Origin of the sequence: Mesorhizobium sp. M1027, from assembly GCF_040318745.1 — a bacterium.
Taxonomy (GTDB): Bacteria; Pseudomonadota; Alphaproteobacteria; order Rhizobiales; family Rhizobiaceae; genus Mesorhizobium.
Genome location: NZ_JAMYMW010000008.1, coordinates 1 through 24,858, shown reverse-complemented (window position 1 = coordinate 24,858; position 24,858 = coordinate 1). Strand labels below are relative to the sequence as shown.

Sequence of the window (24,858 nt, the reverse complement as noted above, 5' to 3'; positions counted from 1 at the left end):
CCTGGGGTAATCTGGTCCGGAGCCTGGCAACAAATTGTCGTTCCGCCGCGCAAAGGTGCGGACGAGCATATGCGAGGTATCGCTCCACTGTTACCGTGTCGTCATACGTCGCCGCCGGCGGTGAGAGCCGTTCGTTGGGGACGAAGCCAGAGCCGGATGGAATCCGGGCCAATCTGCTCCTGGGCCTGGCAACCAGCTTGCTGTTGGTCTTTGGCGGAGGGCTCTGGTTGGGATTGACCAAGATTGCCGGCGCGGTGATTGCGCCTGCGACTGTGGTGGTCGAAAGCAACATAAAAAAAGTGCAGCATCAAACCGGCGGCACCATCGGCGGAATCTTCGCGCACGACGGCGATCATGTGAAGGCCGGCGACGTGTTGGTCAGGCTGGACAACACCTTGACCCGAGCAAACCTGCAGATAATCACCGAGGACCTCAATCGCGCCACCATTCGTCTGGCCCGACTGGAGGCCGAGCGCCAGGGTCTGCCGGAAATGCAGATCCCGCCCGACCTTCGCGCTCAAATGGGTGACCCGCAAGTGGCGGCACTTGTCAGTGGCGAGCGTGCCTTGTTTGAAAGCCGTGCTGCGGCGCTGGCTGGCCAGAAAGCCCAATTGCAAAGCCGCTCGAAGCAGCTGGAACGTCAGATCGATGGCCTCAAATCGCAGCAGTCTGCGACCGACGAGTCTCTGGATCTGCTGACCAAGAACCTTGCAGATGTCGAATCTCTCTATGCAAAGAAGTTGGTGTCCAAGGAGAGGTTGAGCAATGTCAGCCTGGAGAAGACCCGGACTCGCGGCGAATCGGGACGCCTTGTCGCGGCGATAGCGGAGGTACAGGCTCACATCAGTGAAACGGACCTGCAGGTGCTTCAGCTCGACGAACAAATGCGGAGCGACGTGACCAACGAACTTCGCGAAACGGAAGCCAAGCAGACCGAACTCAGTGAGCGCAAGGTGGTGGCCGAAGACGAACTCGGCAGGACAGACATTCGTGCCCCGCAGTCGGGCACGGTACAAGAATCCTCGGTCCACACCGTCGGAGGCGTAATTGGCGCCGGAGAGGTGCTCATGATGATTGTGCCCGATTCCGACAACCTTGTTGTCGACGCTTCCATTCCTCCGTCGCGTATCGATGAGATTCATCCCGGACAGCAGGTATCGATCCGCTTTCCGGCGTTCGACGCCGGCACCACACCTGCTTGCGAAGGCTCGGTCAAGCGCGTCTCAGCGGATCTGATCAAGGATCAGCAACGCCAGCTTTCCTATTTTTCGGCTCGCATCGACGTCGAGAATGAAGCGACCTGCCTGACTGGAGAGAAAATACTCAAACCTGGCATGCCCGCCGAAGTCCACATAAGAACCGACGAGCGCAGTGTCTGGTCCTACTTGATGAAGCCTCTTACCGACCAGTTCTCCAGGGCCTTCAGGCAGTAAGGGGGCTGCCACACTCTCAACCGGCAGCCCGGCCGGTTCATCGGGTCGCCGCATTTTCGAGAGCGCTGCTGAACCTGACCTCGATCGTGTCTCCCGGCATGACCTCGGTGTCTTCTTGGGCAAGCTGTTTCCGCCATTCTTCGCCGAGCTTGCGAATGATCGTAACCTCGGCCTGGATCCTTTCGCCGGCAACCGGCAACGGCAGGGCGGCCGCTCCCGTGGGCTGCAACTTCTGGCTGGCGGCGCGAAGTCTTGCGCTAACATCGGCAAGGCGCACGTTGGTATCCTTCAGCTCGGTCAGCAGACCGATCCTTCTTTGGTTGTCATTGCGTTCGCGCTGTCTGGCAAAATCGTCCTGCTGACGTCGTGCTCTCATAAGTTCAACCGAGGTTTCGAGTGCCCGGCTGGAAGAGAGCACCAAAGCGCGCCGGACGTCGGCGAGCCGGGTATTGGTTAGATTTCCCGACTCAAACGCTTTCCTTACGCGCGCCAGTTCGTCTTCGTCCGCCTTCACCCCATCCGCTTCGGCCCGCTCGCGCTCGAGCAAGGTCTCGGTTTGCGCTGCAGCATCCTTGCCACTTTTGTCGAGAAAGCTCTGCTCTTTCTGGAAATTGTCCAACGAGAGCTTCAGCCCTTCTGCTTCGGCCTGCGCGATCGCCGACGCAAAACCTGCCGACAAGGGCGACCCTTGTGGTGGCTGCATGTCGAAAGTCGACTTACCCTGAAGTTCGGCGCGGAGACGGGCGCTGTGAAAATAGTCTCTCGTGTATTCCCCCCAAAGCGACTCATAATCGCGCCGCAGATCCACCGGATCGGGGCCAACCTGGTTTGCCCGGGACCGCAAAAGGCTGAAGCCACCTGACACGGCAATCGCCTGCCGCACGGTCATCAGCGGGCGATAGGCCTGCTGTCCGGGAGTGAGCACGTCGCCAGTCACATAGATCGGCCTGTACTCTGCAACCACGGCGGTCACGTCTGTCGGCTTGATGACGATCATTTGCTCCCGCCCGTCAGGCAGCCGCTGGTGGAATATCTTGGTTGGCAAGATCGTCTGCATGCGTGTCTGCAGTTCGGCCGGAGTCAGGCCGCCAACCGAAACCATCCCGACTTCGGGAAGCGCGATCGTGCCGTCCATCTGGACCACCGCACGTTGCGTTCGCTCAGAGATGGAGGCAATTCCTATCTCGACGGTATCGCCGGCGGAAAGTCGATAAGGAACCCGTGCTTCCGCCGCAGCGGCCGTTTCCATCGCGGCTAGCATGCCGAGCACGACAAGAAGGATTCGATTAACGAGGACCATTGGCGGCAATCTCCTTCTGGTTCGACCGCGACTCTTCCGGCCAATCGAGACGGGTGATGAATTCGTAGACTGGCCCGCCAGGCACGCCCCAGTTGCTCGACCAGATCACCTGTGAGCCGTCGGGGGACGGCGAGGCATGGGTTTCGCTCCAATAGTCGGACGAGACGTTGTGGGTTTGCGTAACTCGTCGAACCTCACCGCTGCCGTCGAGGCGCAGCGCGATCACCTCTCGCGCATATGGCGCCCAGTCGCGATTGGCAGATATCTCATCGGGATTGCCGCCATAGCTCACGAACACCCAGCCGCTCCTGTCCAGTGCCCGCGCGGACGCATGCTCCGCTTCGCCAAATTTCATAAGCGAGGTGACCTTCCCGTCGATCAGTCTCCTTTTGATGACGTGATATTTGTCAGGGTCGGATTTGCTGATGCCCACGAAAACTTCGCTACCGTCGTCATCGACCGTCATATCGCCATGGCCGGGCCGATGATGGTCCGTCCACCTCTGCCGCAACGTCCCGTCGACGGAGAAAATAGCTCGCTGTTCTGTGTCTTCGTTCACGTTCTGAAAGCACAGGATGTTCGCTCCCAGCGGGGAGATCGAGCAGGCGCTGACCGTTCCGGCAAGCTGGGCAAGATCGATGTCAGGAAATTTCCGGCGCTGCTTGAGATCATAGGCAAAGGCAACCATCGCACCATCCCCACGGATCGCGCGCACTGCTATGCGATCGCCGTCGCGGCTAGGATTGCCTTTGGACGGACCGAACTGAAGATCATGGTAATTCGGCGACACGAACAGCACGTCTTCGCGATTGGTCCGTGGCGCCCAGGTCGAAATTTTCCGGTCCTGAACGCAAATCATCAGATCGGGATTTTGCGGATGCCATTCGCATTCAGCCGATCGAGCGCGACGGAAAAGCGGGACATAGGTGTGCCCGTCGAAAAAGCACATGCCATTGCAGCCGTTGGTGATGACGAGGAGGCTCTGGTCTGAATTCCATGCCTGGGAGCTGGAATAACGGTGGCTGCAAAATTTCTTCTCGCATACGACGCCATTGCCAAGAGCGCCAGGCTTGGTGATGCGCATGAAAACTGTCCCGAAGGCTGGATCCGTCGCGGGTTGAAGATAATCGGGCAGATCCATCATCACTGGCGCGACAAACTGTGTCGGCGCGCTGTCTTGCCGGCCGCTGGCCGTGGACAAATCCAACGACAAGGCAGCCGCAATCAACAGCGGAGCCAACCCACGCGGGCGAAAGGTCATGTCATGTAGCCCATTTCGTGTCGCACCCGGCCTTCGCTGAGGCGCCCTTGCCACCATCCGATGGTCCGCTCCAAGCCTTCGCGCAGGCTGGTCTGGGCGCGCCATCCAGTCTTGCTTTCGAGGAGCGAAGAATCGGCCAGCAAGGCACGCACCTCGGAATTCTGCGGCCGCAGCCGGCGCTCGTCGCGGTGAATTGGTTTCTTGCAGCCACTCAACTCGATCACCAGATCCAATATGTCCGAGATCGTCACAGCGCGCTGGCTTCCGGCGTTGTAGGCATGGCCAAATTCGAGCTCGGCCGAACCTGCGGTCAAAAACGCCGCCGCGGTGTCTTCCACGAAAGTAAGGTCGCGGATCGGGCTTGTGTCTCCCACCATGATCGCAGGGCATTTTTTATCGAGAGCCTGACGTATGATGGTCGGTACGATGGCCCGCTCACTTTGGCGTGGGCCGTACGTATTGAAGGGCCGCATGATAACCACGGGAATGTCGAACGATCTGGCGTAGGACTCCGCCATCATGTCCGCACCGATCTTGGATGCCGAATACGGTGACTGTCCCTGCAATGGGTGGGACTCGCTGATAGGCATTGTCAGCGCGGTGCCATAAACCTCGCTTGTCGAGGTGTGCACCACACGCTCAGTCTCCCATTGGCGCGCCGCTTCGAGGACGTTGACCGTGCCCAGGATGTTGGTTTCCACATAGGACTGGGCGGCGGCATACGAATACGGGATAGCGATCAGTGCGGCGAGATGAAACACGACCGCCTGGCCGCGCACGATCCGATTAACGAACGCGCTGTCGCGAACATCGCCGCGGATGAGGTTCAACTGGCTTCGTATAGTGTCCGGTAAATCGTCCAGCCAGCCGTGGCTGTCGAAGGAATTGTAGAGAGCCACCGCGGTGACGTCGGCACCGCTACGGACGAGCGCCTCGGTGAGATGCGAACCGATGAACCCATCGGCACCCGTAACCAGAACTTTCCTGCCCTTGTATGCCATGACCCAAGCGTTCCCCCTATGACGTGAGGCACTGACTTTGCAAATCCACGAGAGCGCCGATGTCCCACCTGCTCTCAAGTTCCGATCGGCGGCGGCGAAACGACGCCAAGCACCGCCAGCAGGCCGCGCACCATCCAGACGACATCGGAGACGATCGTGCGTTGCGGATAATAGGAAAGGTCAAGCCTGGCTTTGGCCGGAAACAAGACCTCGCGGTAGAACAGTAACGGGTCCACGGATCGCGGATAAAAATGCGCTTCATTCCGGAAGAGAACCTGGGCTGGACCAAGCAAGCCTGGCTTGTATTGTAAAATACCCTCGAAGCCCCCGCGAAAACAATCGGCGAAGACAAGGCTCTCCGGGCGCGGCCCGACGATTGCCATCTCGCCCCTGAAGACGTTCCAAAGCTGCGGCAGCTCGTCGAACTTGGTGACGGCGAGGAACCGTCCTACCGGCGTCATGCGGCTGTCATCGGCCATGGTCAGCGCCAAGCCACCGGGATCGCATTTTACGCTGAACTTGCGGAACTTGTACATGCGGAATGGGCGAGCACCGGCCCCGACGCGGGTCTGCGTAAAGAAGATGGGCCGACCGCCTTCCAGCAGCAGCGCCACGGCAATCAGCAACATCAGCGGAGCAAAGACGATCGCCGCGGCCGCAGCAATGACGAGATCAATTGCTCGTCTCACAGTCCCATGGGCGGCACTTGAGACGTTAGGCCGGTGAATGGCTAGGTCCAGGGCATTCATGCGGCTGTTCCTGTCTGAGCGCAACCGCTAACCGCTGCGGCAAGAGCGACAACCACCGTTTCGACCAAAGGTGCCGTGACCTGCGGATGCAGCGGTACCGTCAGCTCGCGCTGCGCGAAATCTTCGGTGCGCGGCAAATGAGTATCGGGGATAAGCTCACGATAGAGCGTCATCTGGTGCACCGGCGGGTAGTGGATAGTGGTTTGTATCCCTTGCGCGCGCAGTGCGTCGATGACGTCTTGCCTGTCGGCGTAACGTGGCAAAAGGATAGGCATGATGTGGTAGGCCGACGTCCGCGGCTCGTGGAACGGGATGGTCACGGCCGGACAATGCTTGGCTATGAGACGGCGATACAGCATGACCAGGATACGCCTGATCTCATTCCACTCCTGCAAATTTTGCAGCTGGACGAGTCCGATCGCAGCCCGCAATTCATCCATGCGATAGTTGAATCCGAGCATGGTGACATCATACTGAGGGGTGCGGCTGTTCAGCCTTTGACGTGTCCCGGTGGTCATCCCATGTCCACGCGCCTGGCGGATTGTCTCGAGCAGACCGGCATCCCTGGCGATCACAGCCCCGCCTTCCGCCGTGGTCATGTTCTTGTTGCCGTAGAAGCTGAAGGCGGCCGCGGCACCAAATGTCCCCACCTCCTTCAAGCCCGGTGCATGCGCCGCGTCCTCGACGATATGCAGCCCCCGGGCACGGGCGAACCTCTGCCATTGTTCCCGATCGGCGAGATAGCCGGCGAAATGGACGAGAATGATTGCCTTGGTGCGGGTCGTGCATTTCGCTTCGGCTTCCACGATCGACATCAGCGGCACGTCGGCTGACTCGATGTCGACGAAGACCGGCGTCGCACCGACATAGAGGACCGCATTTGCGGTCGCCACGAAAGTCAAGGATGGCACCAGCACCTCGTCGCCCGGTCCGATGCCAAGAGCGTGCAAAATGAGATGAAGCGCTGCCGTACAAGAACCGACCGCGACGCAATCCTCCGCACCATGGACGTCGGCAAAAGCTTGTTCGAAGGCTCGTACCTGCTCCCCCATCGTCAGCCAGCCGCTGTCGATGACCTTGGTCAAAGCAGTCTTTTCCGGCACACCCAGGATCGGGGCACTGACCAAGAGCATCACAACCTCCTAGACTGATAATTGTGGGAACCGAGCTCGTGACTTCATCATGCAGCCGTCGCGGTGACCTCGATCGAGGCCGACTGGTCTTCCCAGGAAATGGTCTGTGCGTTCTGGAAGTCGTCGACGCGCCCGATATCGAGCCAGAGACCCTCATGCTTGTAAACGTGCACGGTTGTGCCGTTCTGCATCATCTGCAGCATCAGGTCGTCGAATCCAAAGGGTATGCCGGATGGGATAAACTGCAGAACGTCCGGGTTCATGCAGTAAATTCCCATGCTGACCAGATGCGAGAGGGTCGGCTTCTCGCGAAAGACCTGCACGGTATTGTCGACTTCGTCGATGACGCCGAAATCCATCTTGATCAGACGACAGGCTGTTGCGATCGTCACCGGATCGGTGTGCTTACGGTGCGCTGCTACAAATCGACTGAGGCTTAGATCCGTAAGGACGTCGCCATTGAGAACGATAAACGGCTCCGTCAGTTCATCCCTGATCAAAGACAGTGGCCCGATGGTGCCAAGCGGCTCCATCTCCTGCGTATATCGAATCTTCAGGTTCCACTGCGAGCCATCTCCACACACGGTGCGGATCAAGTGGCCGAGATACCCGGTTGTAATATAGACTTCCTGAATACCGTTGCGTCGCAACCATTTCAGAAGCATCTCGAGAACCGGCCGTGCGCCGATCGGCATGAGCGGCTTCGGCAAGACCGATGTGAAGGGGCGGAGGCGTGTTCCCATTCCTCCACATTGAATCACCGCTTTCATCCTGGTCCTCCCTTGTTCATTCGGCCTGAACGCTATCGTCACGGGCCGGCTATCCTGCCTTGGTCAGCACCCGGGAAACACGTTCTTTGCCCCTCCGAAGAACCGGTGAGATTTCCCGTAGAAGACCGGTGAGATTTCCCCGCCGATCCCTGATCCGGACATTGCATCTGGATGGTATGTGGCCGTCGGGGTGGATGTCGTCGTGCATTCGAATGGTAACAATTCGGCCGTTTTGCTGTTCTATATCTTTGGATCTATGGCAGTGCTGAACGACCAGCCGGTCTGTCAGCTTTCCAAAAGGTCAGAACGTATGTTCGACGACGTTCGGCGGGTTCGCTCACAAGGGGCAAAAAAAAGAGGAGCGTTTCCCGTTATTTAAGATTATATTAGAAATTCGGCGTTTGTGGTGTTGGGGGTGCCGCGGCGTCGGCTGGATGAATCGACGAGTGAATGGCTACGACTTCAGGCCCATTACCGTTCAATCCATTCAGATACGCGTTGGGGTAGTTCAATGTATCGAATCGTCATCGCCGACGATCACGGCTTGTATCGTCGCGGCTTGCGATTGGCACTGACCGCAGGCATTCCAGGTGTAGAGATATTTGAAGCGTCTTGTTTCGACGCGGTGCTCAGTTTGCTGGCGGAGCAATCGTTCGTGGATCTCGCGATCCTGGATCTGAATATGCCAGGCCTGTTCAATCAAGAAGTGCTCGGCGGGATCCTGTCCGCCTATCCGGATACGCGATTTGCGATCGTTTCCGGTAACGATTCACGCTCGGAAATACTCACGGCTCTGTCGATCGGGCTTCACGGTTACATCGTAAAGTCGCAGACGGACGAAGAGGTTGTTTTGGCCGTCAATGAAATCCTCTCCGGGCGCATCTATGTTCCCGCACTTCTGTCACGCTCGGGTGCAACGCAAGCAACCCACGCGCATACCCACTCCGAGAAGGGCCCACAGCGACGTACCGCTGGCGTCAACCTTGGCAGGCTGACCTCGAGGCAAAAGGAAGTCCTCAAGCTGATGGCGGAAGGCTATTCAAACAAGGAAATTGCGCGCGATCTGGAAATCGCGGAGGCGACCACGAAAATCCACGCTGCTGCGGTTCTGCGTGAATTGGGGGTACGCAATCGGACCGAGGCTGCCGTTATGCTGAAGACTTGGCTTTCGAGACATGCCAGCTAGAGCGCCGCGCGTCCTTTTGGACGTGCAACGGCATCCCATGACTCCTCACGCATATTACTGCATATCCCAAAGCCACGGCGCAGCTTTGGGCCAACGACATTCTTGGAAAGAACACTGCCCATCTCAAAGGCCGCTCAGCGCCACCCGCCTTTAGATATCTGCTTCCGATTGTAGCACTGCACTACAATCCGATTTCCTTGCGCGACAGCCGCAGCGAATACCGCAACCCTTGGTCCGATATTTCCAGCCTGGGAGAGTGACCGACAAGCGGCGCTCCATCCACTCCGATTATCATGGAACCGAAGCCATGACGGACTACACTTGAGGTCCGCCGCCGCCCCGATTCCACCCACTCGAACACGACATCGCTGCCTGTGTCTTCAGCTGCGAACGTCCAGCTTACGTCGATCCGGCCTTTTGAATCGCCAAGCGCTCCGTATTTCATGGAATTGGTGGCAAGCTCGTGAACGATCATTGCAAAACTCTCGGCGGCGCCTCCCGATATCGCCACGGACGGACCGCTGACCGATATGGCGCGTGTCCCCATATAAGGGTGCAACTCTTGCGCAACGAGATCGTTTATCGCCCCCGATACGCTGCCGTTGCGTGAAAGAAGCAAATGGGTTGCCTCGAGCGCGCGTATCCGATCGATCAGCATTTCCTTGTATTTGGCGACGTTGTTTCCGGGAACATCGACCATCTTCACGAGCGCCGTGATCACCGCGAAAACATTGCCGAATCTATGACGCTGTTCGAGCATGATGCGCTCCCGCTTCTTTGCCGCGGCACGCAGCAGCGTGGTTTGTCGTCTCTCGCTCAGGTCGGCAGCCACTCCAAGCCGCTGTCCACCATCATCATGTCTTTCCTCCCTTCCGCGCAGCGCAACCCAGCGGATATGTCCGTCCGGTCGGCGGACACGTATCTCAACATCGTAATTCGTGACCGATGGTGCGGCCTTTCTCGATGCCGCCAGCTTTGGCCAGTCCGCCGGATGGACGACAGCTGACAGTTCCTCCAAACTGCGGCTATTGGCCTGGGCCAGGCCGAGAATGTCCCAGAACGTGTCCGAGCCCGTGACTGTCCCGTCTTTAAGGTCGATGCGCCACGTGCCCAAGCGTCCAGCAGACAGAGCGAGGTCCAGCCATTCCTTCTGAGCCCGAAGCGCTTCGTGAACAGCGCGTCGTTCCGAAATATCGTCGACCACCACGAAGATGCTCTCCGAGAGTCCCCCCTTGGGCACGGACGAAGAAAGCGTTAGCCGAGCCCAGAATGCCATACCGTCCTTTCTTAACAGACGGACCTCGGAAACGAACGAAGAGATGTCATTGCCCAGCCTTGCCAACAATTGCGCCAAGGTATGCCGGTCGTTCGGATGGGCGAGCGTATCGAGCCGCAATTGGGCAAGCTCCTCCTCCTTGTACCCGGTCATCTCGCAAAGGCGTTTGTTGGACTGAAGCAACTCACCTTTCTCGTTGGTGTTCGCGAATCCCAGGGCAGCACGTTCGAAGGCCCAACGATAGCGGCTTTCTGTCGCTTCGACGGCAGCTAGCCTGGCCTCCGCGACTTCCAGCAACTCACGCAAGTCCTGCCGAAGGCGATGGAACGTCATGGCAATTACCCCGCCCGAAACCAGAAGCAGGATTGCGCGTGCCCAATCTCCATTTGAAATGTGATCGTGTCCTCGCGCCCACAGGCCGACAGTCACCATCAGAATGGTCGCAGCAAGCGCTGCCACGCGGTCTTCGAGATAGGCGATAATAATAATAGCCGGAATAAATTCCAGAAAACTGGCGCCTTGCCCAATATAGGCTGACGATTTGATTTCAAATATCAGTGTGGCAGCTAACACCGATGCAGAGGCAATATGAGTTAGCAATCTGCCCGACGGGTTCGAATTCGACCTGCGCGACTGCGAGCTCATGGACACAGACTACAACCTTCTGACTAGCCCGTCGAGACTAGAGCAAAAAACGTACAGCTTAGTACCACTGCCGGATTGCCATACCGCTATCATAGCGCGCATTTTATCGGACGCAGCGGGGCCTAAGAGCTGCCTTAGAACTGTCGGATCATATTAAGTTTTTCAAGGTGGCGATGAACATATTATCCGTCAGCGCATAGAAGACTAGAATCCAGCGACACATAGAAGACTACATGAATCCCGAATACTTATTTCGGGCGTGTGAAACTTTGGGTTAGGGGTAGAAAATGAATCTGATCGATAGACAGGTCAATGCTTCTTCGAGCAATCGGTACATTGCTACGAGGACCAGGTATGATTTTGAAGCGCGGAATACGCGGCCCTCTTCTGGTCACCTTGCCGATCGCGCATCGGATCTATTGGACGCAAGGTTCGGCGAACAAAAAGGCCGCAGTCTGGAATCCATAACCGGCGTGCTTGATCGCATTGGCTGTGGCTATCTCGTGCTGAATCGCGAGAGAAAGGTGGTCGAGTGGAACGCAGCCGCCCAAACCACGCTTGAGCGCCAGGGGGAAGCGGCCGACACGGCGAGCGGGCTTACGACCGCCCTAAGGCGGCTGATCGCAAATGTTCCGGGTCAATTCCTGCCGGGCTCACTATCCTGGGTGGTGATCCGCAGCAGAGGCGACCGTCCGGTGATTCTGAACGAGAACGGCGTTATCGCTCCCGACGGAACGAGCATTGTGGCGTTGCTGGATCGGGATAACAGATCTGGGCCAAATCCTCGCACGTTGCAAAGAATGTTTGGCCTGACGAGCGCAGAAACGCACCTCGCCTTGCGCCTGGCTCAGGGCGACGCTCCTTTGGAGATCGCTCGCAGCTGGCGCCTCAGCCGCACCACGATCCGTTCCCAGCTTGCCTCGCTGTTCGCCAAGACCGAAACAAAACGCCAGGCGGAACTGGTGGCCCTTCTTGGCCGCATTTCGGTCCTGCCGTAGAGGCAGGCCACTGGATACCATCGCCGGACGTCGGCATCCGCCCGGGGATTCAGACGGCGCAAGTTGGAGTGTCATGACTTGGCAGGTCGTGCACCGCATGACGGAAGCCGCAATCCCGGACCGGCCATTCGGTACTGTCGAACGGATTCGAAAGGCGACAAGTTGGACAACGATCTAGGCAGCGAGTCTGTTCTTGCCGCAGCGGAGAAGGTGGAAATCGCTCGATCGCGTTCGGACCGCGCGGTGAAGAGACTGGCACGGACCGGACCGATCGTCGTCACCGGCGCGGCAGGCTTCATTGGTTTTCACGTCGCTTTGCGGCTTTTGCGTCTGGGTGTCGAAGTCATCGGCGTCGACAATTTCTCCCCCTACTACGATCCACGACTCAAGGAAGCGCGATTTGCGCGCCTCTGTACCGAGTCGGGCTTCACTCCGATGCGAATTGATCTGGCGGATGCGGCGCGTGTCCAGTTGCTGTTTTCAGAAGTTCGACCTTCAAACGTTGTGCATCTCGCGGCTCAGGCCGGCGTGCGACATTCACTAGTTGACCCGCATGCCTATCTGCAATCGAACATAATAGCCTTTCTCAACGTTCTTGAGGGCTGTCGGCACTTCGGCGTTAGTCACCTCGTCTATGCCTCTTCGAGCTCCGTCTACGGCTCAAATCGAACCATACCGTTTTCCGAGCATCACGGCGCCGATCATCCTGTCAGTCTGTACGCCGCAACCAAGCGTTCAAACGAATTCATGGCGCACTCATACAGTCACTTGTTCGGCTTACCTATGACTGGACTGCGCTTCTTCACCGTTTATGGCCCCTGGGGCAGGCCCGATATGGCGGTCTATATGTTCACGCGTGCGATTATCGAGGGGAATCCAATCGAAGTAGCCAATGCCGGCCGCGTGTGGCGAGACTTCACCTATATCGACGATATCGCTGAGGGCGTGGTTCGAGCACTGGCTGCACCGCCGCGGCCCGATCCGCATTGGGACCCCTTCACCGCCGATCCTGCTACAAGTTCCGCGCCGCATCGCGTCTACAACATCGGCAACGACTGGCCCGAGGAGATCAACCGGCTCATTTCGATCATCGAGACCGCCCTTGGCTGCCGGGCGCTTCGCGTGGATGTGCCGTTGCCGCCTGGCGACGTTTTAGAGACACGCGCCGACGTCAGCGATCTTCGCAAGGCCGTCGGCTTCGCCCCGACGACGCGGCTTGAGGACGGAGTGCAACGCTTTGTCGAATGGTACCGGGACTTTCATGGAAGGGATGCCGCGACCAGCATACGGCAACAAACGTTGGTGCATGTAGAGGCCACCGTGTGATCCGCGCCTTGTCGGAGCGACGGATCCACGCGTCTGTTATCCTGTCGGGCTGCTGGTCTGGTCAAAAGATCAGCTGATGCCGCACAGCGTCACGACGACATTTTCCGGTCATCGATGCCCCGCGCGATCCTCGCGCAAATCAGCTTATCGCGGGCAGTTCCAATGAGCGATCTCGATTCGGAGACTGAACTTGTACTTGGCACGGAGCACAAAGAATTCGCCGCATCCGCGTTCTGCCGAACAATGTCATTCAGATGGATGATGGTGACGTTCAGGCCCCATCGTAAGCTCTATTCGACCGCATTTTTGCCTCCTCGGAATCGCGAGCTCATGTCCCAAAGCTACTTTCTGAGATCCAGGACGGTTCCTACGGTCGAGAAAATAATCACCCGTGTTCCTCCAAGCCCGATCGGCGGTATTCTTCGCGCGGCAGGAGGCGTTTCGGCCATGGCGATTGCCGGCCAGCTGACCCTGGTCGCCGCCATTCCCGTTTTGGCCCGGCTCTATTCCCCGGCAGATTTCGGGATCTTCACGATTTACCTGTCGATCGTAAACATCCTCGGTGCGATCGCAGCATTGCGTTTCGAGGCCTCGCTTTATGGGGTCAAGGACAGTGCGCAGGCATACGTGACCGTTAAGCTCATTCTCCTGGCTGTCATGGTGACGAGTGTCTTGGCCTTTGCGGCAGGACTGCTGTGGGCGAGCATCGCTCCAGCGCGAGTTGGCCACCTCGCCTGGCTCGTTCCACTTGGGATGGGGGGTGCCGGCCTCGTCGAAGCAATGAACTGCTGGAGTCTGCGCGTAGGCCTGCTACGCGACTTCGCCCTCGGCCGCCTGATTTTGCCGGTGACCATGGCCCTGCTGCAACTAACTTTTGGGCTCGCCCATTTCGGAGGCGACGCGATGGTGCATGCTCATATCCTGAGCCAATTCATCTTCATCGGAATCCTCGGCTCTCGGATTCTGAGCAGGAAGGACATAGGCGGCATCGCCCGAGCGCCGTGGCGGACCGTCTTTGTAGTCGCCAGGCGAGAATACAAGTTTCCATTGTTTGACATTCCGTCGGCCCTAGCGAGTTTTGCCATCATCAATCTTCCCGCAATACTCGTTGGTTCGCTGTTTGGCGCCGCTTTTGCCGGCTACCTGGGAGTTGCGTCACGGCTGGTGACTGCACCCGTCACGCTGATCGCCAACCCGCTTAGCAATGTTTTTGTATCTGAGGCGAACAAAACCAGCAGTCGCGCCCATTTGCTCGGCACCGCGCACGGCCTCTTGATGCTTTCAGCCGGCCTCACCGCATTGCCAATATTAGCGCTTGGCCTGGCCGCGCCATATATCGTCGTTCCCCTCTTGGGCGCGCCCTGGGTTCCCGCCGCAGACATTATGACCGCGCTGGCGTTCATGGGTGCCACGCAGGCGTTGTCGACACCGCTTCAAGATGTCCCGGCTCTCCTGCGGCGGCAAGAGGTACGACTTCTGGTCGACGGCGCGCGGACGGCGCTTGTATTTGGCCCGCTGCTCGCCGGTGCTGAGGCAGGTTGGGAACCACTCAAAGTCATTTATCTGATGGCGGCCGGCGGCGCCGTCGGGTTTGCACTGAAAACGGCGGCTTCTCTGTATCTTCTCCGCCACTACGTCGAACCATCGGGAGCCGCCATACCAAAGCAGAGTCATCATCTCGAGGGAAAAACACCATGAAGCACTCGCAGCTTGATCAGCTTCCAACGACCGATGTGGTTGACCAACATCATCGCGCTGATGCTTCGCGACTGCGCCCTTTCATTTCAGTTGCCATCCCGACCTTTCGCCGACCGGACACGATCCGCCGGGCGATGGATAGCATTCTGAGTCAAGATTTCGCCAGTTGGGAGCTGGTCGTCAGCGACGACGAGGGCCGAGAGGGAGCGACCTGGGCAATCGTGGCCGAGTATGCACGGACCGAGCCTCGCATCCGAATTGTCGAGAACGGTCGGGGCCGGGGTCAGGTCGAGAATACCAACAACGCCATGCTCGCTTGCGTCGGAAAATGGATCAAGCTGCTCCATGACGATGACTGGCTCGCCCCAGGCGCACTCAAGACCTTTGCCGAGGTTTCCACCAAGCATCCCTCGGCTGCATTCATGACCTGTGCCGCGAATATAATTGAAGACGATCGGATGAAATTCCGATTGCCACCGCAAGGGCGACAACGGATCTCCGTCTACTCGAGCCAGCAATGCCTAACGGACCTCTATCTGGTCCGTACGACGCGGAGCCTCGGGATCATCCCGTCGACGCTGTTGATCAACCGCGACGTCATTCACGCGGGTTGCCTGATGCGCGCGCACAATTCTATCCCGGCCGGAGTCGACCAGCTGTTCTTTGTTGACCTGGCATGCCACGGAGACATGGTCGCGATAAATGACGGCTTGATTTTCTACGACGCGACCAATCACCCGAGCATCACTACAACTAAGAATTTTGACGACGTTGATCAAGTAACTCTTGCTGTCAAAGAGCTTAACTGGAATCTAATTCAGGATCGTAAACACCTCCCTCGCCCCGAAACTTTGTTACGGGCGCTGCGGGTTGCTCGTATTCCCTGCAGATTCCACCAGCAGTCATGGCGAGCGACGATCCAAGATGCCATGCAAATTCTTCGCCCATCAGTCATGAAAATTGCGAGCCAGCACATTATTACTTACGCGTTCGCCATCCGCCCGAGACTGGGCCGGTTGCGTAGCCAGAGGCGAATTTAGCGTGGCGGCATCATTGAGGCCTGCGTTGGCCGGCTGGCACGCATTCTACACCGTCGAAGGCGGCTTTCCTTCGTCCAGGCTTCAGGGATAGCGAGATGACCATTTGTCCGGCGTGTGGCAGTGTATCAACCGCAAAATTGTTCGAAGTGACAGCAGACGAGGCCTCTCGACATTTCATCAATCCGCGTCAGGACCCCGATCGCTCCCGAAAGTTAACAAGCCACCTGTCGGATCTCTGGGGCCGTAACACTTGCGACATTCGCAAATGCGCAGATTGTGGATTCGGTTTCGCAGATCCGTTCGTCGCCGGCGGCTTTGAGTTTTATAACTTAGCCTGGGCGTACCCTTCTTATCCAACTATGAAATGGGAATATGCAAGAACAATCGAAGAGCTCGCGGGCCTGAATACTGGCGGAAAGACTGCTCTCGAAGTGGGATCGGGGTTTGGGTATTTTCTCGACCGCATCAAGAATAAATTCTTCCATACTTCGGATATTTCTGCCGTCGACTACAACGAAACGGCGCGATCAGTACTGGCGTCAAAAGGCTTCAAGACATTTGCAAATGACTTTCGAGATGGCAGCTTCAACCCCATGAAAGAGGCGTTCGATTTTATTTTCATGTTTCAGGTCTTCGAGCATATGGACCAAGTGGATGAGGTTTTTGCTCGCTTAAAATATCTTCTGAAGGCGCAAGGATCTGTTTTCATAGCCGTGCCAAATGAAAACAGAACGTACTATATGGAGTCTCACGGTTCGCTCGTAGACATGCCACCAAACCACATTGGCCGATGGACGAAAGGAGCCTTCGATGCCATATGTCGGCGGCACGGCTTGCAATTGAGCAAATGCGAGCGCGAGCCGTTCAATCTCGCCAAATTCCTGAAGCAAGACATCGTCCACAGCTTTTTGCGTAAGGGACAAAAACCAGGTAGTGTGAGTGAGTTCGTGCGGGCCTTGCCGCGAAGCAAAGCGCAACGAATGGCGCAAGGTTTGACCGCCCTTGCGATTTCACCGTCACGCTTGCCGGCATGGGCATACGCCATCAGGAACGCATCTACGATGGGCGGGAGCGCACTCTGGGCGAAAATCGACAAAGTCTCGTCACCTGCGCCACGGATTCATCGCCAAGCCAAGCAGTAATGAGCGGTGCCACGCCGCTTGCAGCGGGAAGGTGATTTTGACACCACCAGGCTGCTGGACCTGCCAAGCAGACGAAGGATGGCATCAGGGGCGTCGCCTCAGGCGTGGCTCCCGAAATTCATGAATGCCCGTCCGGCGGCTCCTGGCCAGTAGGTTCCGTTGTGACACCTCGGCCCCACGCTCCGGACGGATCTCTCCGCAGCAACCCCGGCTACGGGCGAATGGCCCGCGCCGGCAGCCGATCGGCGCGGCGCCTAAAACGGGGATTTTCAACGGGCGGTGGTGGGAAGTAGGCAACAGCAAAAGCCGAACTCGTCATGCTCCCTCCAGCAAGAGATCAGCGCTGTCCCCGAACCGGTAACCCGCGTGCTTCCTGAGATTAACCTTCGTGAGAACGCTTGCGACGGGAACCGAAGCTGGCGTATCGCCCGCAAGCAAGTCTAGGACGCCTCGCGCGATGCTGCGTCGCGTTTTCGCCCAGCGAATGGCGAAAAGAACCACGTCACCCCAGCCTGTCAGGAGTCTGGCCTCTGGTCCCTCAAGCCCCAGCGGCCCATTTATGATGACCACCCGATAGACCGAGTGCAGTTCATCTTTGAAAGGGGAGCTATCGACACTGGACAGCAAGGGCAGCAGATCCTCCGACGGTGCGAGCGCCATGAAATCGATTCCGATTGCCGACATTCCAGCTATCGCATCGCGCAGCGCACAACGGTCATTGATATAGTCTCCGAAAAAATTGTGCGGCTTACGTGCGCTGAATTCCTTCACAAACTCGCCTGTAAGGCGGCGGTCCGTGCGGTCCAGATCAATAAAGAGTACTCGCCCTCCAAGTCTTGTGGCCGCCAAGGCCATGCTCCATGCGAGCTCGGTCTTGCCATCATCCTCACTGCAGGATGTTATCAAGATTATGTTCGAGCAATCCCTCGCCCGCCGGGGCGCTGCAGCGACAAGCAGGGCCGTCACGGCGCGGCTGTATCTTGACTCCTGCTGACCTGAAACCAGCTGCTGCAGTCGCCTCGCGTGCGTTGTGGCAGCCTGGGGTATTAGCCCGAGGCACGGAACTTTGAGCGCTGCTTCAGCTTCGGCCTCCCCGTGCAAGGTGCTATCGAAGCGTTGGCGGACAAGTATGAAGATCCCCCCAATCAGGCCAAACACAACCATGCCGGGCGGAATAAGAAATATTGGCGAAAGAGTCGTTGGATTGGTAGGAGGCCACGCCGCTGAGAGAAGCCTGACCCCGGGGGATGGACTTGCAATACGCCGCATCAAGTCTTGTTGCCGGGTCAAAAGGTCGTTGTAGCGCTGCGTCAAGATGCCGACCTGGGGCTCGAGAGCGCGCAATCCGGAAAGCCGGCCGGCTGTATCGGCCACAACCGCATCCAGGACGTCCTTACGCTTTTGCAGCACCGCTATTTGGGAGCGATAGATGTTCGTCTCGGCAGCGACGCGGGCGATTTCTTGTTCGATCTCACGATCGATCGCATTTGTGACATCCTCATCTGTTGTGCCGTTGGCCTGGCGTGCCAAGAGATCGGCCAGCACGGGTGATCCGATGGTTTCGGCTACCGCGGCAACCGACGCGCCCCCCTTTCGCAAGTCCTGAATGTGTTGAAGTCGAGATTCCGATGCGGAGAGATCGGCTTTCGACAAGGAGATTTGCTGGGTGAGTTCGACTATCTCCTTGGCGGCATTATCCGCTGCACCTTGGTCGATCGCGCCATGGCTCAGCCGATACCTCTCAAGACGATCGGTCGCTTCTGCGAGACTGTTCTGTGTAGCTGGAAGTCCGGCAACTATCGATTCAAGTTCCAGTCTGTCCGATGCTTGGCTTTTCCTTGCCAGATCGCCAATATACACTTGGACGAACGTATTGGCGATCAAAGCAGCTCGCGCCGGATCGTGATCGGTGAAGCCGACACTGATGACCCTCGATCGCAACTCCTGGCCGATCCTTATACCCTTACGCAGTATCTTGAGTTCAGCCGCATCTGGCTCCGCCGGAGTGCTTCGCGGCCAAATTTCGGCTAGCAGATCGGCTGTACCCGAGCGCAACTTCGGCGGCTCGACGCCCGCAGGGTGAGCAGCAGAATTTTCGGTAACAGCATCAGCCTTTCTAGTATTGTTGAGAGCGTCCGTTTTGCGCAGCGCTGCCACCACGCTTCGCAGATGGCCTTGCGACGAGAGCATGGTGATGTGGTCGTCAATGCTGGAATCCAGCACATCTTGAGTAGAGACCGAGCCGCCGGCAGGGGCCGCTCTACTAGGTGCGTCGACGATTACCTGTGCAGTGGCTTCATACAGGGCAGGCCGTGCAAGACCCGCAAGCGCGGCTAATACACCGCCAGTGATGACCATGGCCAGCAGGAACCATTTTTTTCTTGAGAGGGTAATGAGGAGCTGATGGAATGGGGTTTGCGTGTCCATCTGTTCGCGTAAGGGCCGTTTCATGCGCGGAGCGATTTCGCGCGCAGGCACGTGCATTTCGTTAACGTGCGGAAGGTGGATGCGGCTAACTATGGACCCTTCCATCTTAATCTCCTGTAAGTTCGGGCACGCGAGAACCCGTTGCTGTGGGCGATGGGCGCCTTGCCTCGTTGTGCCAGGCCTGGAACATCAAAGCGGGCCACAATTCACGAGAATGGTCGTGCCTGCCGTCAACGTGATCGCGCCAGCACGCATCCACCTCTGCAAGGTCGAAAATCCCGTCTCCGGACAAACGCATATCGGCGACAAGGTCGTTTGCCCAACTCAGCAGCGGGCCTCTCAGCCAGACGGCTATAGGAACATCAAAACCTTGCTTCGGCCGCTCGATCAGCCGCTGCGGAACGTATCGGCGCAACAACTGACGAAGGATCCACTTGCCTTTGCCATTACGAACTTTCGTATTCGTCGGCAGGCGCCAGGCAAATTCGACAACCCGATGATCGAGCAGCGGGCATCGCCCCTCGAGGCTGTTGGCCATGCTGGCGCGGTCCAGCTTCACCAATATATCGCCGGGGAGGTATCCAGCCATATCGTCATACAACAGACGGGACAGCAGCCCATCAAGCCGGTGCTCGACGTGAATTGATGAGGGTGGCTGGTGGAGGCTCAGGTTCTCGTTCGATGATCCCGTAAGTCGCCGATACAACTCGTCCTCGTTGGCTGCAGCAAGCAGCTGAGCTAGGCGATTCAGCCGATCCCCCCGAAGCGCATGCCGTGCACCCTCCGAAAGCGGCAGCTTGCCGACGAGATCGTGGCGGGCTGCACGGGCCAATAACCTAGTGCCTGCCGCGAGCGCCCGACGCAGTGCTGACGGCAGAATATGCTGTCGTCGCAGGCGGGCCGCCATGAAGTGGCGTGCGTAGCCGGCGAAGCATTCATCGCCACCGTCGCCCGACAGAGCCACCGTAACGTGCCGGCGGGCGAGCCGCGCCACCAGCAGAGTTGGTATCTGCGATTCGTCAGCGAATGGCTCGTCCCAGATCTGCGGCAGTTCTGGAATGACGTCGCGCGCTACGGCAGCCGAAAGGTGGAGTTCGGTATGGTCGGTCCCCAGATGGCGCGCGACTTCCGCAGCGTGGGGAGCCTCATCGAACCCGCCCTCTCCGAAAGCGATGGTGAACGTGCGCACAGGCTTTTCCGATTGAGCCTGCATAAGGGCCACAACCGTCGAGCTATCTATTCCGCCCGACAGGAAGGCCCCGAGCGGGACGTCAGCGATCATGCGCTCCCGAACGGCAAGTCGAAGCAGGCCGTCCAGTTCATTGGTGAGTTCCTCGTCGCTGCCGGCGACCTGTTCCGCCCGCCCTTCCGTGGCGGCTTCGGCCAGCGACCACCAGCGTCGAATGCGATGCGACAGAGAGGCGACACTGCGTTCCCCGGAGAACTCAGCGGCCGTTACCGACAGGACCGAACCCGGCGGCAGCTTGAACACGCCTCGCCAAATGCAGCTGTCATCCGGTACCCATCCCTTCGAAAGCATTGCCGCGGCCGCATCGATATCGAGCTCCTGGCAAAACCCTGGAAAACGGTTGATCGCCTTCAACTCGGAAGCAAAAACAAGTGCATCGCGTGTTGAGGCGATATAAAGCGGCTTTTTACCCATTCGGTCGCGGGCGAGATGGAGCGTCCTTGTCCTAAGGTCCCACAATCCTAAAGCGAACATGCCGGCGAAACGGGTGAGTGCTTTTTCGAGGCCCCAACTCTCAATTGCGGCGAGCATGACTTCGGTATCGCTGGCGCTCCGAAAATGATGGCCTGTACTCTCCAGCTCACGGCGCAAATCACGGAAATTGTATATTTCGCCGTTGAATGTAATGACATATCGGCCGCTTTCAGAATGCATCGGCTGACGGCCAGCCTCCGACAGGTCAACTATGGCCAGCCGCCTGTGACCGAAGGCGACCCCCGATTCACAGTTTACCCAGAATGCCTCGCCATCCGGCCCGCGGTGACGAAGTGCGGCCGTCATCTGCTCTATTGCCCTGAGCGGCCTCGTGTCGGCTGAATCGGAGGCAAGAAGAATTCCGGCAATACCACACATACCATTACCCCGGATTGTTGGAGATTGCAGAAACTGCTTTCGGCGTACCGGCGACAAGGCAGATGGTTAGCGCAAACCATACGATCGGGTGGCGGATGATCAGGTGCGGCATCCCGAAGATGATAATTGACACCACGAGCGCTAACAGCGCGTCGAGCTTCGCACGCCACACCGATATGATGGCGGCGCCGACTATCCAGACCAGCGCCAGAACTGCAATGAGACCACCTTGAGTGTACAGGTCGAGGATCGTGTTGTGAGCCTCGAAGGGCCGTTCCAGAAATTGCGAGTCGAACACTGATGGGCGCTCGAGATGCGGACCTGGACCAAGGCCCAGCGACCCGGATTCGGCGCCCTTCTCCAACGCTTCGTTCCAGAGATGCACGCGGAGTGCGACGGTTTCGGCAGTGGCCTCGCCGCCTTTGTCCTTGGTCAGGCCCTTGGCGAAATTTTCGAGGACGCTCGCCTCAGTTACGGCGTAAGGGGTTATCGCGATCGCCAACGGAAGGATACCGACAAGCAACAGGAGGACGGCTTGCCGTGAAAAGCTGACCCTGTTGCCACCGGTCTTGAGCCATGTCCTGATCCGCAGCCCGAGGAACGTCAGGCAGGTCAGGATGCTGGTGTACAAATAGGTATCGCTCTTTGTCAGCCTCCCGACATAGAAGGTCAGGAACAAGCTGGCGATCCCAAGAAACCTGCCCCATCGATTGCTGGTGGTGGTCGCAAGATGCAAGGCTAGCGGGCCAAAGATTGCGCAGTAGAGCGCGAGCTGGTTTGGATTATGCGACCAGCCACGAAAGCGGTCCCAGTACCAGGGATCGACGCCAGCTTGGGGGATCCAGCCCCAGCCCTGTCCCAGCTGAATGGCAAGCGCGATATTCGCGATGCCCACAACCCACCAGCCAGTACGACGCAGCCGGCGATCAGCGTCGGGTTCTGCAGCGGCAAGGCAGGTGATACTGACCAACAGCAGGTAGGCCATCGTATCGTGCATCAGGCCCGTCAGATATAGAATTGTGGTCAGATAGCCGACGACGGTGCCGATCCCGAGAGCAAGCGCCATGATCGTCCAGAAGCTCACAAGGCGTGTCAGCGCCGGCCTTGTCTCCAGGTGGCCCCCCGCGAGTACGCGCCCAATCGACAGCATGATCCAAAGTACGATGAACAGTTCGCCAACCCCTAAGGGCGACCCTGGAATGTCGAGTTGCACCGCATAGGTCGTTGCGAGACCGCAGGCCAGGATCGCTTCCCGGATCATCGGCGCCCGTCCAATCTGCTTCTCGCAGCACCCTCTCCAAACAAGGTCGGAGACGCCGGTCGGGCGAGATCGCTGTGGGGTTTGGCGCCAAGGATATTTTTGTACAGATCGCAATATTGGGCCACCACCCGCGGCAGCGCGAACTGCTCCCGGACAAGTTCGACGGAACGACCGCCCATGACTTTTCCGCGACTGCGGTCGGAAAGGATGTCAAGTATTCGAGATGCAAGACCATCGGCGTCGTGCGGTTGGACAAGATAGCCGTTCCATCCATCCTCGACCACTTCATTGCAGCCGGGCATGTTCGAGGCAACGATGGGCAAACCCGCCAGCCCTGCCTCGAGCAGGACGCGCGGGATTCCTTCTCGATATTGTGTGGGGAAGGCGAACACGTCGGCCATGCCAAGAAGGGCTGGAACATCGCGTCGTGGGCCAAGCGCGATAACATGAGGAGCGTGTCGATCGATTTCCGACTTGTCGACTGCAAATGGACCTTCGGACTCCCAAGGGCCGACAAGCACGAAACGAGCATTAGGTCTTTTGGAAAGGACGCGGGGCACTGCTTGAAGCAGTATCGGGATGCCCTTCTGGCGGGTCAGCCGGCCCACAAAAATCACGATCTCCGCTGACTGGAGCCCGAGTTCCTTGCGCATTTTCGTTGCCGGCGGAGCAAGATGCCTCGCCATGGCGAACGCATCGACGTCGATGCCAGAACTGCGGATCACTCTTCCGCTGCCGGGTTCAATTAATCGAAAGCGCTTGAAGAAGGCCTCATCGTCCCGGTTCTGAAACACCGTCGCTGCCGTCCAGAAGGAAGCAAGCCACTGCAGTCCGCAAAAGATTGGACGCAGGGCCAGAGCCCGCGGTTCGAGCGAGGAGAATGTCCAGCCCAGGCCGTTGATCGTGCGTACGACCGGGACTGTTCCGCGCAGCGAAAGGGGTGCGAGCAGGTTAGGCTTGGTGTCGAAACTTTGGACAATGTCAGGCCGGAGTTCCGCAACCAGTTTCCGAATCGCTCTTACGGCGGTCCACTCGCCACCGCCGCTGGCAAATCGGTCGAAACCGTAGCGGCGATGCGGAATGCCATGCCGCAAAAACGCAGCCTCATCGCCGGTCGAAACCGCAGTGACCCGGAAGCCGCTTTCGCGCAGCGACATTAGGAACGGAATTCTCAGGGCGTGATCTTCGCCTCCCACACAAACGAGATGCGGATTCATCCCGAAGCTCCCGTCCGTGCGCCGTGTTTCGGTCGCATGAAGTAACTACCTTTCGCATCTGCTTTCATGGTTTTGCTTCGTTACTTCTGTGCGCGTGAAAGGGTACGGTAGGAGGAGGCTTGCCTACTGTCCTCGTCTGTTTGAATGAGGTAAACCGCATTGGGATCACGGCCTTACGCACAGCGCGAAGCACCTCGACGGCATCTTGTGGATACGCCGATGAATTGTGCCTCGAACTCTGGCGAGTTCTGCCAAGCCGGACTCGTCACTGATAAGCCAACCGAAGAAAGCCCTTCCGACAGTCGTGCGCTGTACGGCTGCTCTACGCTGGGATTCCTAAGCTCCCTGTCCGGTCCGCGTGTTACCAGGCATGATGATCAGCCCTCTCACCCACAACCCCTGACGCGACTTGCCTTCATGCGACCAGCGGGCAAGCCGATTCGACCCCTCCGATGTCGGAAACTGATCTGCCGACCGATATCCCGCGACGCGCGGGCAGACGCTTACGAATTGTCCACAACTAATTGGTTGCGGCAACGAGACTACGAAGGGCCTTGTCCCTTAGATTAAATGTTCTTCTGATATGTAAATTTGCAGGTTAACAGCTAAATTAACAATTCAATTCCGCAACATGCAGGCTAAATTTTTAGACAATTAAACTATCTATTTCCAATTAATTGGATTGATCTGCATAGCCGTGCGAGCTTAACGTGGTTATATTCTTGATATTTATTTAATACATCTATTGGGATTTCTCTCTCCGTGCAGCATTCCTATTGGCGATCAACCATTCTATCAGCGCCTGCAGGTATGTGATTTGGCGCTAATATACACCCTCTAGTAGGTAGGCCTCGGGCGCTATCGAACGAGAAAAAGGATTACTGGATGGCAACT

Annotated in this window: 18 protein-coding genes; 7 read left to right on the top strand and 11 right to left on the bottom strand. The window is 58.0% G+C overall.

Features of this window, described 5'->3' with window-relative positions:
• The first annotated feature begins 95 nt into the window (after window positions 1–95).
• Window positions 96–1,433, top strand: coding sequence for an HlyD family type I secretion periplasmic adaptor subunit (locus NKH50_RS16425; RefSeq protein ID WP_352879862.1), 1,338 nt, complete (start codon window positions 96–98; stop codon window positions 1,431–1,433).
• A gap of 37 nt (window positions 1,434–1,470) precedes the next feature.
• Here the strand turns inward: NKH50_RS16425 and NKH50_RS16420 are convergent, their stop codons facing one another.
• From NKH50_RS16420 to NKH50_RS16395, 6 genes are all read right to left on the bottom strand, one after another.
• Entirely contained in the window at window positions 1,471–2,733 is a 1,263-nt protein-coding gene (locus tag NKH50_RS16420) for a polysaccharide biosynthesis/export family protein (protein WP_352704738.1), read from the bottom strand.
• Window positions 2,720–3,994, bottom strand: coding sequence for a hypothetical protein (locus tag NKH50_RS16415; RefSeq protein WP_352704736.1), 1,275 nt, complete (start codon window positions 3,992–3,994; stop codon window positions 2,720–2,722). The genes NKH50_RS16420 and NKH50_RS16415 overlap by 14 nt, the downstream gene beginning before the upstream one ends.
• Window positions 3,991–4,995 carry an SDR family NAD(P)-dependent oxidoreductase gene (locus tag NKH50_RS16410; RefSeq protein WP_352480477.1) on the bottom strand — a complete coding sequence of 335 codons (1,005 nt, stop codon included), beginning with the start codon at window positions 4,993–4,995 and terminating at the stop codon, window positions 3,991–3,993. The genes NKH50_RS16415 and NKH50_RS16410 overlap by 4 nt, the downstream gene beginning before the upstream one ends.
• 74 nt (window positions 4,996–5,069) lie before the next feature.
• The gene (locus NKH50_RS16405; protein ID WP_352704735.1) at window positions 5,070–5,744 is read right to left on the bottom strand and encodes a sugar transferase; all 675 of its coding nucleotides are present in this window, start codon (window positions 5,742–5,744) and stop codon (window positions 5,070–5,072) included.
• Window positions 5,741–6,877, bottom strand: coding sequence for a DegT/DnrJ/EryC1/StrS family aminotransferase (locus NKH50_RS16400; RefSeq protein ID WP_352480475.1), 1,137 nt, complete (start codon window positions 6,875–6,877; stop codon window positions 5,741–5,743). The genes NKH50_RS16405 and NKH50_RS16400 overlap by 4 nt, the downstream gene beginning before the upstream one ends.
• Window positions 6,878–6,924: 47 nt before the next feature.
• Window positions 6,925–7,647, bottom strand: a complete 723-nt coding sequence (locus NKH50_RS16395) for a nucleotidyltransferase family protein (RefSeq protein WP_023675619.1) — start codon at window positions 7,645–7,647, stop codon at window positions 6,925–6,927.
• Between the two features lie 511 nt (window positions 7,648–8,158).
• Here NKH50_RS16395 and NKH50_RS16390 point away from each other — a divergent pair.
• Window positions 8,159–8,833: a LuxR C-terminal-related transcriptional regulator gene (locus NKH50_RS16390; protein WP_352480474.1), complete on the top strand. Its 675-nt coding sequence runs from the start codon at window positions 8,159–8,161 to the stop codon at window positions 8,831–8,833.
• A 181-nt stretch (window positions 8,834–9,014) separates the two neighbouring features.
• Here NKH50_RS16390 and NKH50_RS16385 read toward each other — a convergent pair whose 3' ends face one another.
• A complete protein-coding gene (locus NKH50_RS16385; protein ID WP_352507237.1) occupies window positions 9,015–10,754 on the bottom strand; it encodes a PAS domain S-box protein in 1,740 nt (579 codons plus the stop codon).
• A gap of 287 nt (window positions 10,755–11,041) precedes the next feature.
• On the opposite strand from NKH50_RS16385, the gene NKH50_RS16380 reads away from it, so the two are divergent.
• From NKH50_RS16380 to NKH50_RS16360, 5 genes are all read left to right on the top strand, one after another.
• Window positions 11,042–11,752, top strand: a complete 711-nt coding sequence (locus tag NKH50_RS16380; protein WP_352507238.1) for a helix-turn-helix transcriptional regulator — start codon at window positions 11,042–11,044, stop codon at window positions 11,750–11,752.
• A 243-nt stretch (window positions 11,753–11,995) separates the two neighbouring features.
• A complete protein-coding gene (locus tag NKH50_RS16375) occupies window positions 11,996–13,078 on the top strand; it encodes an NAD-dependent epimerase/dehydratase family protein (protein ID WP_352689632.1) in 1,083 nt (360 codons plus the stop codon).
• Between the two features lie 162 nt (window positions 13,079–13,240).
• Complete coding sequence (locus NKH50_RS16370; RefSeq protein ID WP_352704733.1) at window positions 13,241–14,776, top strand: lipopolysaccharide biosynthesis protein; 1,536 nt, start codon at window positions 13,241–13,243, stop codon at window positions 14,774–14,776.
• A complete protein-coding gene (locus NKH50_RS16365; protein ID WP_352879857.1) occupies window positions 14,773–15,816 on the top strand; it encodes a glycosyltransferase family 2 protein in 1,044 nt (347 codons plus the stop codon). The genes NKH50_RS16370 and NKH50_RS16365 overlap by 4 nt, the downstream gene beginning before the upstream one ends.
• Window positions 15,817–15,911: 95 nt before the next feature.
• A complete protein-coding gene (locus NKH50_RS16360; RefSeq protein WP_352704729.1) occupies window positions 15,912–16,958 on the top strand; it encodes a class I SAM-dependent methyltransferase in 1,047 nt (348 codons plus the stop codon).
• A gap of 315 nt (window positions 16,959–17,273) precedes the next feature.
• Here the strand turns inward: NKH50_RS16360 and NKH50_RS16355 are convergent, their stop codons facing one another.
• The 4 genes from NKH50_RS16355 to NKH50_RS16340 are packed head-to-tail and all read right to left on the bottom strand — an operon-like array spanning window position 17,274 to window position 23,964.
• A complete protein-coding gene (locus NKH50_RS16355; protein WP_352879855.1) occupies window positions 17,274–19,490 on the bottom strand; it encodes a GumC family protein in 2,217 nt (738 codons plus the stop codon).
• Window position 19,491: 1 nt separating this feature from the next.
• Complete coding sequence (asnB, locus tag NKH50_RS16350) at window positions 19,492–21,486, bottom strand: asparagine synthase (glutamine-hydrolyzing) (protein WP_352704726.1); 1,995 nt, start codon at window positions 21,484–21,486, stop codon at window positions 19,492–19,494.
• 4 nt (window positions 21,487–21,490) lie between these two features.
• Complete coding sequence (locus NKH50_RS16345; protein WP_352879853.1) at window positions 21,491–22,747, bottom strand: O-antigen ligase family protein; 1,257 nt, start codon at window positions 22,745–22,747, stop codon at window positions 21,491–21,493.
• Complete coding sequence (locus NKH50_RS16340) at window positions 22,744–23,964, bottom strand: glycosyltransferase family 4 protein (RefSeq protein ID WP_352879851.1); 1,221 nt, start codon at window positions 23,962–23,964, stop codon at window positions 22,744–22,746. The genes NKH50_RS16345 and NKH50_RS16340 overlap by 4 nt, the downstream gene beginning before the upstream one ends.
• Between the last annotated feature and the right edge of the window lie 894 nt (window positions 23,965–24,858).

Bases quoted from the DNA above. Each gene is read 5' to 3' on its own strand.
- NKH50_RS16420 (WP_352704738.1), bottom strand. From the start codon at position 2,733: ATGGTCCTCGTTAATCGAATCCTTCTTGTCGTGCTCGGCATGCTAGCC.
- NKH50_RS16415 (WP_352704736.1), bottom strand. From the start codon at position 3,994: ATGACCTTTCGCCCGCGTGGGTTGGCTCCGCTGTTGATTGCGGCTGCC.
- NKH50_RS16410 (WP_352480477.1), bottom strand. From the start codon at position 4,995: ATGGCATACAAGGGCAGGAAAGTTCTGGTTACGGGTGCCGATGGGTTC.
- NKH50_RS16405 (WP_352704735.1), bottom strand. From the start codon at position 5,744: ATGAATGCCCTGGACCTAGCCATTCACCGGCCTAACGTCTCAAGTGCC.
- NKH50_RS16400 (WP_352480475.1), bottom strand. From the start codon at position 6,877: ATGCTCTTGGTCAGTGCCCCGATCCTGGGTGTGCCGGAAAAGACTGCT.
- NKH50_RS16395 (WP_023675619.1), bottom strand. From the start codon at position 7,647: ATGAAAGCGGTGATTCAATGTGGAGGAATGGGAACACGCCTCCGCCCC.
- NKH50_RS16390 (WP_352480474.1), top strand. From the start codon at position 8,159: ATGTATCGAATCGTCATCGCCGACGATCACGGCTTGTATCGTCGCGGC.
- NKH50_RS16385 (WP_352507237.1), bottom strand. From the start codon at position 10,754: ATGAGCTCGCAGTCGCGCAGGTCGAATTCGAACCCGTCGGGCAGATTG.
- NKH50_RS16380 (WP_352507238.1), top strand. From the start codon at position 11,042: ATGAATCTGATCGATAGACAGGTCAATGCTTCTTCGAGCAATCGGTAC.
- NKH50_RS16370 (WP_352704733.1), top strand. From the start codon at position 13,241: ATGAGCGATCTCGATTCGGAGACTGAACTTGTACTTGGCACGGAGCAC.
- NKH50_RS16365 (WP_352879857.1), top strand. From the start codon at position 14,773: ATGAAGCACTCGCAGCTTGATCAGCTTCCAACGACCGATGTGGTTGAC.
- NKH50_RS16360 (WP_352704729.1), top strand. From the start codon at position 15,912: ATGACCATTTGTCCGGCGTGTGGCAGTGTATCAACCGCAAAATTGTTC.
- NKH50_RS16355 (WP_352879855.1), bottom strand. From the start codon at position 19,490: ATGGAAGGGTCCATAGTTAGCCGCATCCACCTTCCGCACGTTAACGAA.
- asnB (WP_352704726.1), bottom strand. From the start codon at position 21,486: ATGTGTGGTATTGCCGGAATTCTTCTTGCCTCCGATTCAGCCGACACG.
- NKH50_RS16345 (WP_352879853.1), bottom strand. From the start codon at position 22,747: ATGATCCGGGAAGCGATCCTGGCCTGCGGTCTCGCAACGACCTATGCG.
- NKH50_RS16340 (WP_352879851.1), bottom strand. From the start codon at position 23,964: ATGAATCCGCATCTCGTTTGTGTGGGAGGCGAAGATCACGCCCTGAGA.